This is a genomic window from Treponema sp. SP13, assembly GCF_050938355.1.
Lineage (GTDB): Bacteria > Spirochaetota > Spirochaetia > Treponematales > Treponemataceae > Treponema_D > Treponema_D socranskii.
This window is the reverse complement of the sequence record NZ_JADOVM010000002.1, coordinates 415,676-432,731: the sequence shown is the minus strand read 5'-3', so window position 1 is coordinate 432,731 and position 17,056 is coordinate 415,676. Positions and strand designations below refer to the sequence as shown.

The window sequence follows — 17,056 nt, the reverse complement described above, 5'->3', positions numbered from 1 at the left end:
CTAATCTTCCCAACTTTGCGATTTCATTTCATCCTTTATGCGCATCCAGCTCGCATAGCGTTCTTCGGTGATGACGCCCGCGTACACGGCTTCGAGGATTTTGCAGCCGGGCTCCGCCGTATGCGTACAGCTCATGCCGAAAGTACAACTGCCGACGATCGGTTTGAACTCACGGAAATAAAGCGCCAAATCTTCCGCTGCAATGTCGTGCAGCACAAAGCGGCGGATACCCGGCGTATCGATGATCGAAGCCTCATCTCCCTCTCGTCCGGTAAAGCGCTTATCGATGACGATCGTATTGAGCGAACCCTTTGTTGTCGTATGAGCGCCGCGCTCGTATTTTCGGCTTAAATCCCCCGTGCGGAGCGCTTCGTTTCCCGCAAGCGCGTTTATAAGGCTCGACTTTCCGACGCCCGACTGCCCGACAAAGGCTGCGACGCGTCCTGCAAGAAAGCGCGCCAATGCATCGAGACCCGCACCCGTTTTCGCCGAAACATACAATACCGCATATCCGAGGTCTTCCCATATTTTTGTGCGCGCTTGAAAATCGATGTCGTCACCGGCTGCGAGGTCGCATTTATTACATACGATAATCGGTTCGAGATTTTGACATTCGGCTTGCGCGAGTTCGCGGTCGATAAAACGCGGACGAAACGGCGGTTCGTCGGGTGTTGTCACCAAAACGATAAAATCGAGATTCGCCGCAAGAAGCTGCGGACATTTACGTTTGACGTTCCAGCGCACAAACGAGTTTTTACGCGGCACGAGCGAGAGAATTTGCCCCTTCGAAGAATCGAGCTTATCGGTTTCGACTTCCACAATGTCGCCCGGAGCGAGCGGATTGTAAAACCGGTCTTCGCTTTTTAATATTTTTCCTTTGAGCGAACACGAGCGCGGTTTTCCGTCAGTGCAGCGCACCGTAAAAAAATTATTCGTTCCGTCGACGACCGTTCCCTGCATAAAAATATCGTAATAAAAAGGACGCGATTTTGCAAGCGGGGGCGTTTGAACGCATTCCTGCAGAGTACGACCGGTCGCCGCTTGCAGCGGAAACCTGTAGTCAGGACGGCAGTGCCGTCTTTTCGCATTCCGCGGTTTATCCGATATACCGTCATATTGAAGCGTTCTCTATCATAAATTCCTGTGTTATGTTATTATCGTAACCGTAACAGTGTAAATCGATTTTCAGGAGTATGAATATGAATACGAGTATGGGTGTGTATATGAAACGGAACGGTATATTCGCCGCAGTGATTCTGTGTGCGCTTGTCGTTTCGTCGTGCGGCACGACGAAAGTGAGGCGCGTCCGTGCCGATAAAGTCATCGACATGGACGGCAACTGGAACGACAACGATGTGCGCATCGTCTGTGCATCGCTCATCGCCGATTGCGCGAGTTCGCCCGCAGTCGCGCAATACCGGCGGCAAAACGGGCGGAATCCCGTCGCCATCGTCGGAAAAATCCGCAACGACAGCGACGAACACATCGACACGAGCATCGTCGAAAAGCGTTTTCAGAGCGCGATCATCAACAGCGGAACCTTGGACTTCGTCTCCGATAAAAACGAGCGGACGGAACTCCGCGATGAACGTCTCGATCAGCAAACGAATTCGAGCAAAGAAACGATGAAGCGCTTAAAAAACGAAACGGGCGCCGACGTTATGCTACTCGGTTCGATTAAGACGATGGTGCAAAAAGAAGGACGAAAATCGGTTCGCGCGTATTTCGTGTATGCTCAGCTGCACGATATCGAAACGAATAAGATTTTGTGGAGCGGTGAAAACAGCGAAATCAAAAAAGTGATAACGCGTCCGGCAGCAAAGCTCTAGCATGAAGCGACGGAAATACCGCATACGATGTGCGCTGCAAAACGCTGTCGCTGCAGCGTGCATCTGCGTTTTCGCCTCCTGCGCTTCTTCGCCGAAGGGAGAGGCGGAAGCGCTCGCTCATATCGACTCGCGGCCGCATGCAATTAAAAAGAAAAAATACAACGAAGCCCGTTTTTATAAAGCGCTCGACGAAGGTGACTTTGAAAAGTGCACGGCGTTTTTGCTCGGTCAAAAGATCACCGACAAAGAACGCATCCGCCAATACCTCGATCTCGCCTTCGCCGAGCATTTCAGCAAAGCCTACGATTCGTCGATCGAAGTATGCAATAAAACCGATGCGCTCATGGAAGACGCCGTTACGAAAAGCCTTACCCGCACCGTGCTTTCGGCGACGCTGAACGAAAACGCGTCCGAGTATTCGGGCAGGGTGTACGAATACCTCTACGTAAACGTCTTCAACGCGCTCAATTATTATCATAAAGGCGATACGGAAGGCGCCCTCGTCGAAATCAGAAAGATCGGCAACAAACAGCGCGAATACATAGCGAAGTACGGAAAAGCCGTGCTTGCAAAGGATGCTCCGCAAAAGCGCGAAATTACCGATGCCGATTATGCGGCGGCGATGTTCGGCATCAATATGCCCGCGCTCATCGCAAAGTCGCCGCCCCAAGCGACGAAGGACGACGTGTTCCGCGATTCCGCCGCCGCCCGCTATGTAAGTATGCTCTTTCGGCTCATGAACGGAGACTCGGACGATGCGCGGATCGATGCGGATGTTCTTGCAAAGCTCAATCCCCGTTTTCCCGCTGCACAGGCGCTTACGACGCCGGAGGGCAGGGGCAGACTCGACGTGATCGCATTTTGCGGTCTGATCGGAAGGAGATACGAGCAGTCGTTTTATTTTCCGGGCGATGTCGTCAACGGGCTCGTCGGTCTCAATTTCAGCGTCATCGGTTTCGGGTCTGCCGCGATGATCGTGCTGCCGCCCTTTCCGAACGGCGTCGTCATTCCCGCCTTCCGTCTGAAGTTCGTGTATCCGGCCTTCGACGCGTCGTCGGTGAGGCCTCATATCGCGGGAGTGCGGATACTCGTTTCCGATGTAAACGCATCCGGTAAACCCGTCGCAGCCCGAAATATCGTCGGTAAACACGACGATCCGTCCGTCGTCGGCACGGACGGGAAGGGCGGGGCGGCTGTTGTATACGATCTCAGTCTCCTCGAAGATTTCAACGATGCCGTCGATAAGGATGTGCGCACCCATGCGGCAAAAGCCTTTGCCAAAAGCGTCGTTCGGAGCCTTATCAAAAAGTCCACCGCCGTCGCTGCGGGGGAAGCGACGCTCGCCGCCTTTGCCGATGCGAACGGCAATAAAAAATCGTTTGCCGATGCGCTTTTATACGAGCTTGCCTATCTCAGCGTTACGGCGGCGATCGAAGCGGTCGATTTGGCGGAGACTGCGGACATTCGCCAAAGCGTGTGCCTGCCCGCACGCGCGTATGCGGGCGGATGTGCCGTCGAACCGGGAAGCTATGACGTTACCGTGCAGTATGTCGATACGGCGTCGAATATCGTCTTTCAAGAACGCTTTTCATCCGTCAAAGTCGAATCGGGCATTCCCATCCTCATTGAATCGTCGTATATGAAAAAGTGAACGCTCTCTCGATGAGCGAGGATGCAGAGGTTATGTCCGGTAACGTACCTTGACGATTTTGATTTGCGTTATTAACAAAAGTTCTTAAATCCGTACTAATTGTACAATCTTGTACTGCCGGTCACGCCCTAAAAGGCGGATAAGTATGCGATGTTTCAATGTAAAAAAATGCGGCGGATTTTTTAACGGCATTCCGAAAAACCGCCGTCGATGACAAGGTTATGTCCGGTAACATAACTTGACGCTTCCGATGCTAAAAATACGGCGGCGCCTTTAATATCCTTATGCAGTACCCCCATATGGCCGAGCGGTGTCAACGCCGAATATTCTTCTAAAAAGGCCGGCGACAATTCCCCTTTGTCGAATCCTCCGGGAGAGAGAGCGTTGACGCGTACATTATAGGGTGCCATAAACGCTGCAAGATCGCGGGTTAATCCGAGTATACCGCTTTTTGCGGCGGCATATTCTATAGGCTGTTCCATCTTATGCGCTCTGTGATACATCGCTCTGTTGCGTCCTACAAGCGCTGCGATGGAGGCGAGATTTATAATACATCCCGATTTTTGTTCGGCCATGTATCGTGCTGCAGTCTGACAACAATAGAGCACTCCTACAAGGTTGCTGTCTATCATAGCCTTTATAGCGGCGGGATCCCGTTTCAAAAAATTGCATTCGCCTTTTCCCGATCCGCCGCCCGCATTATTGACAAGAATATCGATTCGCCCGAATTGCCGTACGACGGTATCGGCAAGCGTTTGACAACTTGCATAATCCGTCTGATCCAATTCGTACGCATAGGCATTTCCGTCGATGAGCTTTGCGACCCGTTCAGCGCGGGAGAGTTCACGGGATGTAAAAACGACTTTTGCACCGTATTCAAGAAACGCATCGACTATGTCGCGTCCGAGTCCGGTGTAGCCGCCCGTAACGACGGCGATTTTATTGTCTAACCGAAACAATGCTTCCGTGCTTCCCATCGTTCAATCCTTAACGCATTAAATTCGGCAGGAACATAACGATCTGCGGGAAGAAAATCAGCAATAATAAAACAATCGTGAGCGGGATAAACATCGGCAATATCGATTTTGCAAGCGTTTTGAAAGGAATGCCGCTTATCTTGGAAACCACGAACAGCGATACGCCCATCGGCGGCGTCAATATGCCGATCATCATATTCATCGTTACGACGACACCGAAATGCACGGGGTCGATTCCCAATGCGATCGCAACGGGAACGAGCATCGGAATGACGAGCAATTGTATAGCCATCGTTTCGATAACGCATCCGAGTATGACTAACAATAAATCGACTGCGAGTAAAAATACGATGGGGTTGGACGTATACCGTAAAAAGAACATCGCTATTTTTTGCGGTATCTGTTCACGTGCAAGCACGTAACCCATAAGCGAAATGGCAGCCGTCAAAAACCCTATAACCGCCGCATTGCTCAACGTATCTTTCAGCACTTTCCGCATCACGCTTAATGAAAACGTTTTATATACGAAGATACCGAGGATCAGCGCATAAAACGATGTAACCGCAGCGGCTTCCGTCGGAGTAAAAATGCCCGAAAAGATACCGCCGATGATGATGATCGGTGTAAGCAATGCGGGAAAGGCTTTAACGAATGCATTCCACCGTTCGCTAAAAGTTGATTTGGGATAGGTTTTGTAATGACGCTTTTTCGCATAAAAATAGACGTATATCATAAGCGAAATGGAAACGAGGATTGCGGGAAACACGCCGCCTAAAAACAGTTTACCGACGGAGACGCTTGCAATCGCCCCGTAGATTACCAACGGAATACTCGGCGGCATAAGCGGCCCGACGACGCTCGACGCTGCAGTGATCGCACCGCTGAATCCGTCGTCAAAACCTTCTTCCCTCATCGCTTGAATTTCTATCTGTCCCAAACCGCCTGCATCCGCATGCGCAGAGCCGGACATACCCGAAAAGAGTAGACTTGCAAGCACATTTACGTGGCCGAGTCCGCCGGGAATATGTCCGACACAGGTTTTTGCAAATGTGAAAATACGATCGGTGATACCGGTCGCGTTCATTAAATTGCCGCTGAAGATAAAAAACGGTACCGCCAAAAGCGTATATGAATCGACACCTGCGACAAGCCGCTGCGCGCAAAGCATGATACCGCCGTGTTGGAACATATATATAAGACATGCACATATAATCGCAAAAGTTATCGGCATACCGATAACGAGTAAAATGATCCATACGATAAAAAATAACGTCATAATTATCTCTCAACAGCGACGGAATTGATTTGCTCTTTTTTTTGCAGGAAAAAAATCACCACGGGAAATACTACCTGAAAGAAGAATAGTTTCAATTTCTGATTTATCCACTGAATTTATAAATTCTGAAGTTTTATTTTTTATATTCTGAATAAAATCTTTCTGCTGTTCAATTATTACTTCTTTACTTTTTATTTTCCCTCCCAGCGCAACATCGCTGTCCGTCTAACATTCGCTTAACCTGCATTTGCCGCAAAGGCAATGTCAGGTTGAAGCGGGTGTTAGAAGAATTTTTCCATCCACATTTTTTATACTGAATTCTGGTATATCTTTGTTTTTCATTCGAGGGTCTTTATAACGAAACATTGAATTGCTTTGATAGTAATTTAAGACCATAGTAATTTCATGTATATTTAAATCAGCAAGTTCTCCTTCAATTCTATTTTTTAAATAACCGATTTCTTTATTAAAATTTTTTCGTTTTTTTTCTAGATAGTACTTAATCAGTGTTGATTCAATTATCTTGGTTTCCGTTTTAACATCAACTTCATTTAGCATCGTATTGCTTGCCTGAAAATATATGCCTTTTTGTGAACTTATAAATGAATTTACATGAAATTGTTGATAATTAATGAAAATGTCGTTCATATTTCTATTGAATATCCCATAAAGTATTTGTGTCAAACCTCCATGGAAACCTTCAAAAGGTCGATTTTCCGGATTTTCAGAATACCCCACATACAGTATTTTATTCTTAAGTTTAAAATGATAACCAAATTCATGAAGTAAATCATAAATCGATATAACTTTTTTCTCAGCTCCATTTGAACAAACAACATATTTTGATTCTACCTGTAAGGTCACGCCATTTTTACAATCAATATCTAGGAAATTTGCAATATCTTCTACATTAAACTTTTTAAAATGTGGTATTAATCCTTCAAAAAAGGTCAGGGTAAAGTATTTTCTATCAGCACTCAGAAACTTTACAAATTTATTAAACCTAGTTTTTGGTCTTATCGAAATGAAATAAATGGGATACCTGTCAAAGTCATCATTCGGATAAATATAGTTAACAATATGTCTCTTGATAGTTCTTTTATAATTTGAAAGTTTACCATCTGAATATGCAAACTCCCCCCCCCCCCCATATATCAAGACTCTTTAATAATGAAATATTCCAATTTCGTGTAGAAGAATTTATAAACTCTTCGGGAATAATCTCCTGAAATAATCCCCTTTTCATCTCTTTTTTCCCATCGTAAACAAATACTTATTGAGAATCTCGTTCCCCGCGCCAAAGGCGTCATTCTAACATTGTTTTAAACCGCAAGTTGCATCAGCAACTTGTCGGCTTTGAAAACTGTGTTATGTGTTTTTACTTTGCAAATGCAACTTCCATATGCTTCTTTTCTTTTACACATTCAAGAAGGTAATAATTAATAATATTCTGATAAGGCATCCCGGTTTCTTCTGCCATTTTCTTAAAATATTCTATTACCTGTTCATCAAGACGAATTGTAATCTGCTGCTTAAGTTTTCCAACATAAGGATTCTTTACTGCGTTTGAAAAATCGTATTCTTCTCTCATTTTAGTTTTCTCCATATTGTTTCTTTTCGTTTGTCGTTGCTTTTCTGGCTGAAATAATCCTGATTACTTCATCATTTTCACGATAACAATGACAGACAACCAGCACTTTAGAATTATTACTTATTCCTAAAATAATAAATCTATCTTCATCCACAGAATGATCTGGATCTGCAATCAACTTTGCATTTGGATCATAAAAAACAGTTTTTGCTTCTTCAAATGAAACGTCATGTTTCTTGAAGTTTATTTCCGCCTTTTCTGGATCCCAGTCAAATTTTATTTCCATAATTATATTATAATTATATCTTGCTTATTTCGTCAATAAAAAGCACGGCTTGACCGTGCTTAGATTCCATATTATTTCTTATCTTTATAAGCATATCCAAAATTCATTGGAGGAGATGTCACAGAAATATACTCGAATACAACCTGGCTTTCGTTTCTCAATCCATGAATATCCCCGTCTGCAAATCGTACAACATCTCCTGGTTCAAAGATTTCTTCTTTACCATCAGCAAGAAGCAAAACTCCTTTACCACTTACAGCAATCCATATCTGCTCAGAAGTATCATGTTTATGTCGAGGCTGTTCATTATTCGGTTGTACAAATACTTTTGTAATAGTTATTCTTTCTGATTTGCTATTTTCTGGATTCAACAACTGAAACGATTTAACACCAGGGGTACTTAAAACTTTGATTTCAGATTTTTTTATTAATTCCATATTTAAAACTCCGTTGCCCACTGGGCAATCCACATAACATCCTTTCGACCTTTCCTTATAATATCACAAAAACCTATGCTTTTCCATCTAAATTGCTGCGGATCAAAAAAATCACATCTTTCTACCATAACTGTTCACAAGAATAAATCAACAATCGGCAGATTAGGCCTATCCTCACTAAACGGAGCAAAGACAAATCACATTCTGTCTATAGGGCTTTGAATGCCCGGACCGCCGCGACGGAAAAAGCCCTCGTACAATAACAAATCTCCCTATGTTAAATCCCCATATTGAGTACGCACGTCCTTTTTGTTATCATATACAATATCTTTTAAGAGGAAAATTATGATTACTTTAAAATTCGGCGGCACGTCGATGGAAAGCGCACGCCGCATCCTTTCATCCGCGGACATTATTATCTCTCGCGCGGAAGCAGGGCGCGTAAGCGTCGTCGTTTCCGCCGTCGCGGGCGTTTCGAATAAATTGCAGGAAAGCATCGACGCGTGCGTAAAAGGCATGCATGCAGAAAATTTTGTTCACGAACTGAGAAAAATTCACTCGGATATCTGCGAAGAGCTTCAGTCGAAACTTCCGGGTTTGAGTGCCGCGTCGGTTTTAAAAGAGCTTGTGCCGATTTTCGAAGAATACGAAAAATTATTAACCGGCTGCGTGTCTTTCGGCGAATGTCCCGGTACCGTTCACTGCCGCATCATGGGCATGGGAGAGCTTTTAAGCGCGCCGATCATGAAAGCGGTTTTGCTCGCAAAAGGGCAGAGCGTCATTTTGCTCGATTCGCGAAAATTCATCTTTACGACGGGCAATCACAGAGAAGGGGATCCCGATTACGCGAAGTGTGCCGAAGCGATGCTGCCGTACCGCGACGGAGAAAATCAATCGCAAACGCGCATTTTATTGTTTCCGGGCTTTATCTGCTCGTGGATACGCGGTACCGGCTGTGCTCCCGTTCCGGGACTGCTCGGCAGAAACGGTTCCGATTTTTCAGCTTCGATCATCGCCGCATCGCTCGGTTCTTCGAAAGTGGAATTTTGGACGGACGTCGACGGCATCTATACGGCCGATCCGCGCGTCGTAAAAGACGCGATCCTCGTCGATGACATGAGCTACGAAGAAGCGCTCGAACTCGCATTTTTCGGAAGCAAAGTGCTTCACCCGAAAACGATCGCGCCGCTTGCGGCAAAGGATATCGAAGCGTGGAGTAAAAACAGTCACCGTCCCGATGCCCGCGGTACGAGGATCGGACGCGGCCCTTTTGAAAGCGAAAAAAAAGTCGGAGATGTTCGCGGCATTTCGTGTTTGAAAAATACGGCGATGCTGAGCGTGAGCGGAACGAATATGCGCGGAAGAACCGGTATGGCAAGCAGAATCTTTGCCGCCGTTTCCCGCGCATCGATTTCAATTTTGCTCATTACGCAGTCGTCGTCGGAATATACGATTTCGTTTTGCATCCGCGATACGGAAGCCGACCGCGCCCTCGATGCGTTGAAAGCGGAATTCGAACTCGAAATAAGCGACGGCGTCATCAACCCGATCGAAGTGGAAAAAAACTGCGCAATCGTTTCGATCGTCGGCGACAACATGATTCAAAAGCGCGGAGTGGCATCACGTTTTTTTTCCGCGCTCGCTTCTCAAGACGTCAATATCATTGCGATCGCGCAAGGTTCGTCGGAGCGCTGTACGTCCTGCGTCGTGCTCGGCGAATACGGGGACACCGCCGTTCGCGCCGCTCACCGCTTCTTTTTCAACACGGCGCAGACTATCGAAGTGTTTGTGTTCGGAGCGGGAACGATCGGCGGCGCGCTCATCGACCAAATCCGCGACCAGAGGGAAAAGCTGCTTTCGGAAAACGTCGATATCCGCGTTATGGCGATTTCGACGGTCGACGGAATGTTCGTCGAAGCCGACGGCATAGATCTTGCATCGTGGCGGGAAAAAATAAAAGAGATGCCGCAGAAGTCGAGCGTCGATGAAATTATTAAATTCGTCAAAGAGACGAAACCGCTCAATCCCGTGTTCGTCGACTGTACCGCTTCCTACGATTTGCCGGAACGCTACATCGATCTGTTCAAAGCCGGTCTTTCGGTCGTAACGCCGAACAAGCGGGCGAACTCGATGAAGATCGATTATTATCGCGAGCTGCGGAAAATCGCAAACGGTATGAGGCGCCGCTTTCTCTACGAAGCGAACGTCGGCGCGGGGCTTCCCATCATCGACACGCTGCAGAATTTATTTAAAAGCGGAGATAAGCTTACGGGCTTTACGGGCATCATGTCGGGATCTCTTTCGTATATTTTCGGACGGCTCGACGAAGACGTGCCGTTCAGCAAAGCGGTACAAGAAGCGAAAGAGCTTCGCTTTACCGAGCCCGATCCGCGCGACGATTTGAACGGTATGGACGTCGCACGAAAAGCGCTTATCATCGCGCGAGAGGCGGGGGCTGCGATCGAACTCGACGATGTCAAAATCAACAAAGTGTTTCCCGATTCTTTCGATTCGTCGGGTACGGTCGAAGAGTTTATGAAAAAGCTCGAAGAAGTCGACGACTATTTTCATAAAAAGATCGCCGATCTTCGAAAAGAAGGCAAAGTGCTCCGCATGGGCGCGTCGATTAAAGACGGCACCTATACCGTCGGTATGCTCGAAGTCGGCAAAGACGATCCGCTCTACGGCGTAAAGGGCGGGGAAAATGCCTTTGTATTTCACACCGAACGCTATCAGCCGATTCCGCTCACCGTGCGCGGTTACGGAGCGGGTGCGGGCGTGACGGCGGCGGGCGTTTTCGGAGATATTTTGCGTACGGTAAGCTTTAATCCCGAAAAATAGAGAGGGTTGTCTCAAAATCGGCGGAGGCGCGCTATGGTTATCGTTTTAAAAAAGAATATTTCCGAAGACGACAGAAAAAAGCTCGCGCTCTTTCTCGCGCAAAATGATTTTAAAACGAATGAAATCGTCGGAGAAGAAGCGACGATCATCGCCGCCGTCGGCAAACTCAAAGTCGATCCGCGTGAAGTCGAAATACTTTCCGGCGTCGAGCGCGTCATTCCGATTTCAAAACCGTACAAGATGGCGAGCCGCGAGTTCAAGCCCGAAAACACCGTCGTCGAAATCCTTTCAAACCGCGGTCAAGTTATCAAAGTCGGCGGCATGCGCATCACGGCGATTGCAGGTCCCTGTGCCGTCGAATCACGGGAGCAGATGATGTGTGCGGCCGAAAGCGTTGCAAAAAGCGGAGCGGCCATGCTGCGGGGCGGCGCCTATAAACCGCGCACTTCTCCGTATTCGTTTCAAGGCTTGGGCGAAGAAGGCTTAAAATTATTAAAAGAAGCCGGCGATGCGTACGGTATGCCGGTCGTTACCGAAGTCGTCGCGTCGGAGTACATTCCCGTTATGGAAGCTCACGGCGTCGACGTGTATCAAGTCGGCGCGCGCAATATGCAAAACTTCGAATTGTTAAAGCGGCTCGGAAAAATCGATAAGCCGGTGATTTTAAAGCGCGGGCTTTCAGCGACGATCGAAGAGTGGCTTATGTCCGCGGAATACCTGCTTTCGTCGGGCTGCAAAAACGTGATTTTGTGCGAACGCGGTATCCGCACTTACGAGCGGGCGACGCGCAATACGCTCGATCTTTCGGCGATCCCCATTTTGCGGAGTATGACGCACCTTCCGATCATCGTCGATCCGAGTCATGCCCTCGGCATCCGTGATAAAGTGTCACCTATGGCTCTCGCAGCCGTCGCCGCAGGAGCCGACGGGATCATCGTGGAAGTGCACTGCAATCCCGATAAAGCGCTTTCCGACGGAGCGCAGTCGCTGTATCCCGAACAGTTCGATAAACTCATGCGCGACATAGAAGCGCTTTCGCCCGTCGTCGGAAAATCCCTCGTGCGTGTAAGGAACGCGGAAAAAAAGAGTGAAGAGTCCGGGCCAAAAAAATCGCACGAAGGCGTCGTATGCGCGTTCAGCGGAAAGCGGGGCGCCTATGCGGAGCAGGCGATATCGCGTTATTTTGACGGGGATGCGGCTTCTCTTTCGGTCGATTCGTTCCGCGAAATTTTTCAAAAGGTCGCAAGTGGAGAAGCGGATTACGGCATGGTGCCTATCGAAAACACGCTTGCGGGTTCGGTGTACGAAAACTACGATAACTTGACGCAGTTTGAAGATGTAAGCATCGTCGGTGCGGTGCTGCTTCGCATTCAGCATTCACTGCTCGGCGTCAAAGGCGCGTCGCTCGATTCGATAAAAACGGTGTATTCGCATCCGCAGGCGCTCAGTCAGTGTTCGAAATTTCTTCTGCGCTATAATTGGAGTAAAATCGAATGCGTTTCTACGGCGACGGCTGCAAGCGAAGTTGCCGAGCTCGCGTCGAAAGAAAACGCTGCGATCGCAAGCGCCGTCAACGCCGATTATTATAATCTTGAAGTGCTCAAAGATTCGATCGAAGACGACGCGGCAAATTATACGCGCTTTGTCGTCATTGCCCCGAATCACTTTGTCGATTCGAACGGCGGGAAGCGGACGGCCGATAAAAATTATAAAGCGTGGAACGCAAAGCCGAATACTGCATCGTTTATGTTCAGCGTAAAAAACGAACCGGGCGCGCTGTGTACTTGTCTCGGCGTATTTCGGTTGTCCCGTCTCAATTTGACGCGGCTCGAATCGCGTCCGATTCACGGCGAGCCGTGGCGTTATCGTTTTTACGCGGACGCGGAGCTTCCTGAAGACGAGCGCGATGCCGCTTCGTACGTCGACGGCGTGATGACCGCGCTCAAAGCGGAAGCCGAAGACGTGCGGCTCCTCGGCATTTACGCCGAAAGCAGAAAAAAGATATAGGCGCGGCAATGAGGTTTGTATGAAAAATTACGTGATATCGATTCTCGTGGAAAATCATGCGGGCGTTTTGAGCCGCGTATCGGGGCTTTTTTCCAGGCGCGGTTACAACATCGATTCTCTTACCGTGTGCGCGACCGAAAATCCCGAACAGTCGCGCATGACGATCGTCGTAAAGGGCGACGAATACATCCTCGATCAAATCGAAAAGCAGCTTGCAAAGCTCGTCGAAGTGATTTCGATTCAGCACTGCGATCCCGCGAAAACCTGCGAACGCGAAATGGCGCTCATCAAAGTAAAGGCCGGTGCGGAAAACAGGGCGGCGATCATCGGAACCTGCGATATCTTCCGCGCGCACATCGTCGACGTAAGCACGGGATCCGTGATCATCGAAGCGACCGGCAGCGAAGAAAAAATCGCGAGCCTCATCGCCCTCCTCGAACCTTACGGCATCCTCGAATTTGCCAAAACGGGATTGAACGCGATGGGGCGCGGCGAGGACGTTTTAAAATAATCATGCACGGCTTCGAACCGCTTCCGGGAACGGAAAATGCCTGGGCAAAAAAATCCGGCAAAAAGATCCGGCGCGTGCTCGGCATCGATCCGGGACTTGCATCGACGGGATTCGGAGTGGTCGATTATAAAGACGGCCGCTACCGCATGGTAAGCTACGGCGTCATAGAAACCGCTGCCCGCACTCCGCACGGCGAACGCCTTTTGGCGCTGTACGCACGGCTCTGTTCGATCATCGAAGAATTCTCTCCCGGAGAAGCGGCGATGGAAAAACTGTATTTTGCGCGCAATACGTCTTCCGCGATGGGTGTTGCCGAAGCGCGGGGAGTGGCAACGCTGTGCATCGCTCAGCACGGTATCTCTCTCGGAGAATATACACCCAATCAAATCAAACAGGCGGTGACGGGGACGGCCGCAGCGGACAAGGCTCTCGTCGAAAAATACGTAAAACTCCTCCTGGCTCTCGAAGCCGAACCGAAGCCCGATCACGCAGCCGACGCGCTCGCGGGCGCGCTCACGCATTTGCACTATGCAAATGTTTTGTGATATAGTGGTCTCATGTTCAACAGCCTTACCGGCACGATTACCGGGAAATCTCAAAACACGGTTTCGATCGATACGCACGGCATCGAGTGGATGCTCACCGTACCCGGCTCTTCGCTCGATGCGCTTCCCCGCGTCGGAGAAGAGGGCAGGATATTTACGTATCTCGTGCATAGCCAAGATATCATGTCGCTTTACGGTTTTGCGTCGGACGAAGAACGCTCTCTTTTTTTCGACCTTTTAAAAGTCGACGGCATCGGCCCGAAGGCTGCGGTAAAGATTCTGACGAATATCGCGGGAAGCGATCTCGTTTCGGCTCTCGACAAGGGAGACGTTTCCGTGCTCGAGCGGATTCCGGGTATCGGAAAAAAGACCGCGGCGAAAATGCTGCTTGCACTCAAAGGCAAACTGACCATTCCGGGCGCCCCCGATACCCGCCGCGTAAGTGCGAATCCCTTTGAAGCGGTCGTCGCATCTCTCGTATCTATGGGCTATGAACGAAAGATATGCGAAGGTGCGGTCGCATCTTCGGCTTCGAGTCTTTCAAAGACGGGCGGCTGGGACGCGAAAAAACAAACCGAAAAAGAGGATGCGGTGTTCCGCCGCGCCCTCACGGAGCTTGCACAATGAGCGGAAAACGCAAAATACGCACCGACGCTGAAATGCACGATGAAAATGCCGCACTTGCCCCGTCCCTTTCCGCTCCGGAGGATTTTTCCCGCATCGTCCGCGCCGATTTTTCAGGTGAAGAGGACGCACAGGAAAACAAACTCCGCCCTCAGCTTTTAAACGAATTCCTCGGACAGGAGACGACGAAAAAAAATCTTTCGGTCTTTATCGCCGCGGCGCGGAACCGGGAAGAAGCGCTCGATCACCTCTTTTTAATCGGGCCGCCGGGACTCGGCAAAACGACGCTCGCTCAGATCACCGCGCACGAACTCGGCGCGGATTTTAAGATAACCTCTGCACCCGCGCTCGACAAACCCAAAGACCTCGTCGGCATCCTTTCGACGATTACGCCGCGGACGGTATTTTTTATCGATGAAATCCATCGGCTCAAGCCCGCGATCGAAGAAATGCTCTACATCGCGATGGAAGACTTCGAACTCGACTGGGTGATCGGTCAGGGAGCGGCAGCCCGCACGGTGCGCATTCCGATTCCTCCGTTTACGCTTGTCGGAGCGACGACGCGGGCGGGCAGCGTATCGACGCCTCTTGTCAGCCGCTTCGGTATCATCGAGCACTTGAATTATTATACGGGCGAAGAGCTCGCTTCGATCATTCACCGTTCCGCGAAGCTGCTTTCCGTTTCGGTCGACGACGATGCGGCCTTTCTCATCGCATCGTGTTCGCGCGGAACGCCCCGTGTCGCAAACCGCGTACTCAAGCGTATGCGCGATTTTGCGCAAGTGGACGGACGCGGCAGGATCACAAAGGATATCGTCGAAGCCGGTCTTTCACGCCTCGAAATCGACAGTCTCGGCCTTGAGCGTTACGACAGAACGATTTTGCGTTCGGTTATCGAAAACTTCGGCGGCGGGCCGGTCGGAGCGGAAACGCTTGCGATATCCGTCGGAGAATCGCTCGATACCCTCGTCGATTACTATGAACCCTATCTCATTCAATGCGGACTTTTGCAGCGGACGAACAGGGGACGACTTGCGACTGAAAAAGCGTACAAACATCTCGGCATCGAAGGAGCGATTCGTCATGAAAACGACGGACTTTTATTTTGATCTGCCGGAAGAGCTTGTCGCGCAGCACCCGTCGGGTATACGGGGCGAAGATAAACTCATGCGCCTCGATAAGAAGAGCGGCAGCGTTTCGCACTTCGATATGCGCGATCTTCCCGACTTGCTTGAGCCCGGTACGCTCGCCGTCTTTAACGATTCTCGAGTCCGCCGCGCGCGTGTGTTCGGCGTAAAAGAGACGACCGGCCGCGAATGCGAGTTTATGTTTTTACATCAAATCGATGAAAAAGGCTTTCTGTGGCGTACGATGGTAAAGGGCGCAAAAAAGCAAAAGCGCGGCATGCGTTACGCGTTTCCGGACGGCTTTTTCGGCGTTATCGAGGGAGAAGATGCCGGAACGGAATTTCGAAATCTCAAGTTTGACAATCCGATTTCCGAAAGCTGGTTTGAAAAAAACGGTCACATACCGCTTCCTCCTTACATCAAGCGAGGCGATACGGCTTCCGATGCGGAGCGCTATCAAAACGTGTATGCAAAGACGACCGGGAGCGCAGCTTGTCCGACTGCCGGCCTTCACTTTACCGAAGATATGCTTTCGCGCCTGAAAGAGAAGGGAATCGATATCGCGTGGGTGACGCTCCACGTCGGGCTCGGAACCTTTTTGCCCGTACGCGAAAGCGAAATCGAAAAACACAAAATGCACGAAGAAGCGTACACGGTGCCCGACCTTACCGCGCAAAAGATCAACGATGCAAAACGGAGCGGGAGACGCGTGCTTGCCGTCGGAACGACGTCCGTGAGAACGCTCGAATCTTCATGCGATGAAAACGGTTTTGTAAAAGCGGGGTCGGGGAGTACGCATATTTTTATGTATCCCGGTTTTCGATTTAAAGTCGCGGACGAACTCTTTACGAATTTTCACACGCCCGAATCGACGCTCATCATGCTTGTGAGCGCTTTTGCCGGGCGAGAACATATTTTAAATGCGTATAAAATCGCCGTAGAAAAGCGTTACCGTTTTTTTAGCTACGGAGACGCGATGCTCATCCGCTGACGCTTCACTCGCTGAGTTCTTTTAAGCCTTTCATTTCGCGTTCGAGGAAAACCGATAAGATCGTCCGTAAAAGCACGATGCCGCCGAGCGTCAAAAGTTCGATGAGCGCGGGATTTAAAATCGTCTTTATGATATCGGCTGCGATGAGGAGTTCGAGACCGAGCAAAAGATAAACGCCCAAATCCGAACGGATGATCATGATTGTGCGAAGTTTTTCTTTGCCGCTGAAATGCAGCACTTCTCCTTTGATGAACTGCACGACGGCGATGAGCGCACCGTAGATGACGACGGCGATGCTTATGACGCTTATAACAAATTCGATGTGTTCGAGAATCGGATATAAAATCTCTTTCATGGTTTTTA

17 protein-coding genes are annotated in these 17,056 nt (G+C 49.3%); 9 read left to right on the top strand and 8 right to left on the bottom strand.

Annotated elements, in window-relative coordinates; all coding sequences use genetic code 11:
* Window positions 1-960 (bottom strand): ribosome small subunit-dependent GTPase A, encoded by a 960-nt coding sequence (gene rsgA / locus IZU26_RS06155; protein ID WP_433277562.1) that lies wholly within the window; start codon window positions 958-960, stop codon window positions 1-3.
* Between the two features lie 239 nt (window positions 961-1,199).
* Here rsgA and IZU26_RS06150 point away from each other — a divergent pair, with 239 nt between their 5' ends.
* Together IZU26_RS06150 and IZU26_RS06145 are read left to right on the top strand one after the other, a co-directional pair.
* A complete protein-coding gene (locus IZU26_RS06150) occupies window positions 1,200-1,829 on the top strand; it encodes a penicillin-binding protein activator LpoB (RefSeq protein WP_433277560.1) in 630 nt (209 codons plus the stop codon).
* Window position 1,830: 1 nt separating this feature from the next.
* Window positions 1,831-3,480: a hypothetical protein gene (locus tag IZU26_RS06145; protein ID WP_433277558.1), complete on the top strand. Its 1,650-nt coding sequence runs from the start codon at window positions 1,831-1,833 to the stop codon at window positions 3,478-3,480.
* 182 nt (window positions 3,481-3,662) lie between these two features.
* On the opposite strand, the gene IZU26_RS06140 is transcribed toward IZU26_RS06145, so the two are convergent.
* The 6 genes from IZU26_RS06140 to IZU26_RS06115 form a co-directional block, all read right to left on the bottom strand.
* Window positions 3,663-4,457 carry an SDR family NAD(P)-dependent oxidoreductase gene (locus tag IZU26_RS06140; RefSeq protein WP_433277556.1) on the bottom strand — a complete coding sequence of 265 codons (795 nt, stop codon included), beginning with the start codon at window positions 4,455-4,457 and terminating at the stop codon, window positions 3,663-3,665.
* Between the two features lie 10 nt (window positions 4,458-4,467).
* Entirely contained in the window at window positions 4,468-5,733 is a 1,266-nt protein-coding gene (locus IZU26_RS06135) for a TRAP transporter large permease (RefSeq protein ID WP_433277554.1), read from the bottom strand.
* A 264-nt stretch (window positions 5,734-5,997) separates the two neighbouring features.
* Complete coding sequence (locus IZU26_RS06130) at window positions 5,998-6,891, bottom strand: hypothetical protein (protein WP_433277552.1); 894 nt, start codon at window positions 6,889-6,891, stop codon at window positions 5,998-6,000.
* A 220-nt stretch (window positions 6,892-7,111) separates the two neighbouring features.
* On the bottom strand, window positions 7,112-7,324 hold the full coding sequence (locus IZU26_RS06125) for a CopG family antitoxin (RefSeq protein ID WP_318711939.1): 213 nt from the start codon (window positions 7,322-7,324) through the stop codon (window positions 7,112-7,114).
* Between the two features lies 1 nt (window position 7,325).
* A complete protein-coding gene (locus tag IZU26_RS06120) occupies window positions 7,326-7,610 on the bottom strand; it encodes a BrnT family toxin (RefSeq protein ID WP_433277550.1) in 285 nt (94 codons plus the stop codon).
* Between the two features lie 71 nt (window positions 7,611-7,681).
* Entirely contained in the window at window positions 7,682-8,047 is a 366-nt protein-coding gene (locus IZU26_RS06115) for a cupin domain-containing protein (protein ID WP_433277548.1), read from the bottom strand.
* 345 nt (window positions 8,048-8,392) lie between these two features.
* On the opposite strand from IZU26_RS06115, the gene thrA reads away from it, so the two are divergent.
* Genes thrA through queA form a run of 7 tightly spaced genes read left to right on the top strand, consistent with a single transcriptional unit; the run spans window position 8,393 to window position 16,693 of the window.
* On the top strand, window positions 8,393-10,888 hold the full coding sequence (gene thrA / locus IZU26_RS06110; RefSeq protein WP_433277546.1) for a bifunctional aspartate kinase/homoserine dehydrogenase I: 2,496 nt from the start codon (window positions 8,393-8,395) through the stop codon (window positions 10,886-10,888).
* Between the two features lie 33 nt (window positions 10,889-10,921).
* Window positions 10,922-12,895 (top strand): 3-deoxy-7-phosphoheptulonate synthase, encoded by a 1,974-nt coding sequence (aroF, locus tag IZU26_RS06105; RefSeq protein WP_433277544.1) that lies wholly within the window; start codon window positions 10,922-10,924, stop codon window positions 12,893-12,895.
* A gap of 19 nt (window positions 12,896-12,914) precedes the next feature.
* The gene (gene ilvN / locus IZU26_RS06100) at window positions 12,915-13,406 is read left to right on the top strand and encodes an acetolactate synthase small subunit (RefSeq protein ID WP_021331315.1); all 492 of its coding nucleotides are present in this window, start codon (window positions 12,915-12,917) and stop codon (window positions 13,404-13,406) included.
* A gap of 2 nt (window positions 13,407-13,408) precedes the next feature.
* Entirely contained in the window at window positions 13,409-13,951 is a 543-nt protein-coding gene (gene ruvC / locus IZU26_RS06095; RefSeq protein ID WP_433277541.1) for a crossover junction endodeoxyribonuclease RuvC, read from the top strand.
* Between the two features lie 12 nt (window positions 13,952-13,963).
* Complete coding sequence (gene ruvA, locus IZU26_RS06090; RefSeq protein ID WP_433277539.1) at window positions 13,964-14,578, top strand: Holliday junction branch migration protein RuvA; 615 nt, start codon at window positions 13,964-13,966, stop codon at window positions 14,576-14,578.
* Between the two features lie 32 nt (window positions 14,579-14,610).
* Window positions 14,611-15,684, top strand: a complete 1,074-nt coding sequence (gene ruvB / locus IZU26_RS06085) for a Holliday junction branch migration DNA helicase RuvB (protein WP_051169991.1) — start codon at window positions 14,611-14,613, stop codon at window positions 15,682-15,684.
* On the top strand, window positions 15,659-16,693 hold the full coding sequence (gene queA, locus IZU26_RS06080; RefSeq protein WP_433277537.1) for a tRNA preQ1(34) S-adenosylmethionine ribosyltransferase-isomerase QueA: 1,035 nt from the start codon (window positions 15,659-15,661) through the stop codon (window positions 16,691-16,693). The genes ruvB and queA overlap by 26 nt, the downstream gene beginning before the upstream one ends.
* A 4-nt stretch (window positions 16,694-16,697) precedes the next feature.
* Here queA and IZU26_RS06075 read toward each other — a convergent pair whose 3' ends face one another.
* A complete protein-coding gene (locus IZU26_RS06075; protein WP_021331323.1) occupies window positions 16,698-17,048 on the bottom strand; it encodes a DUF1622 domain-containing protein in 351 nt (116 codons plus the stop codon).
* Between the last annotated feature and the right edge of the window lie 8 nt (window positions 17,049-17,056).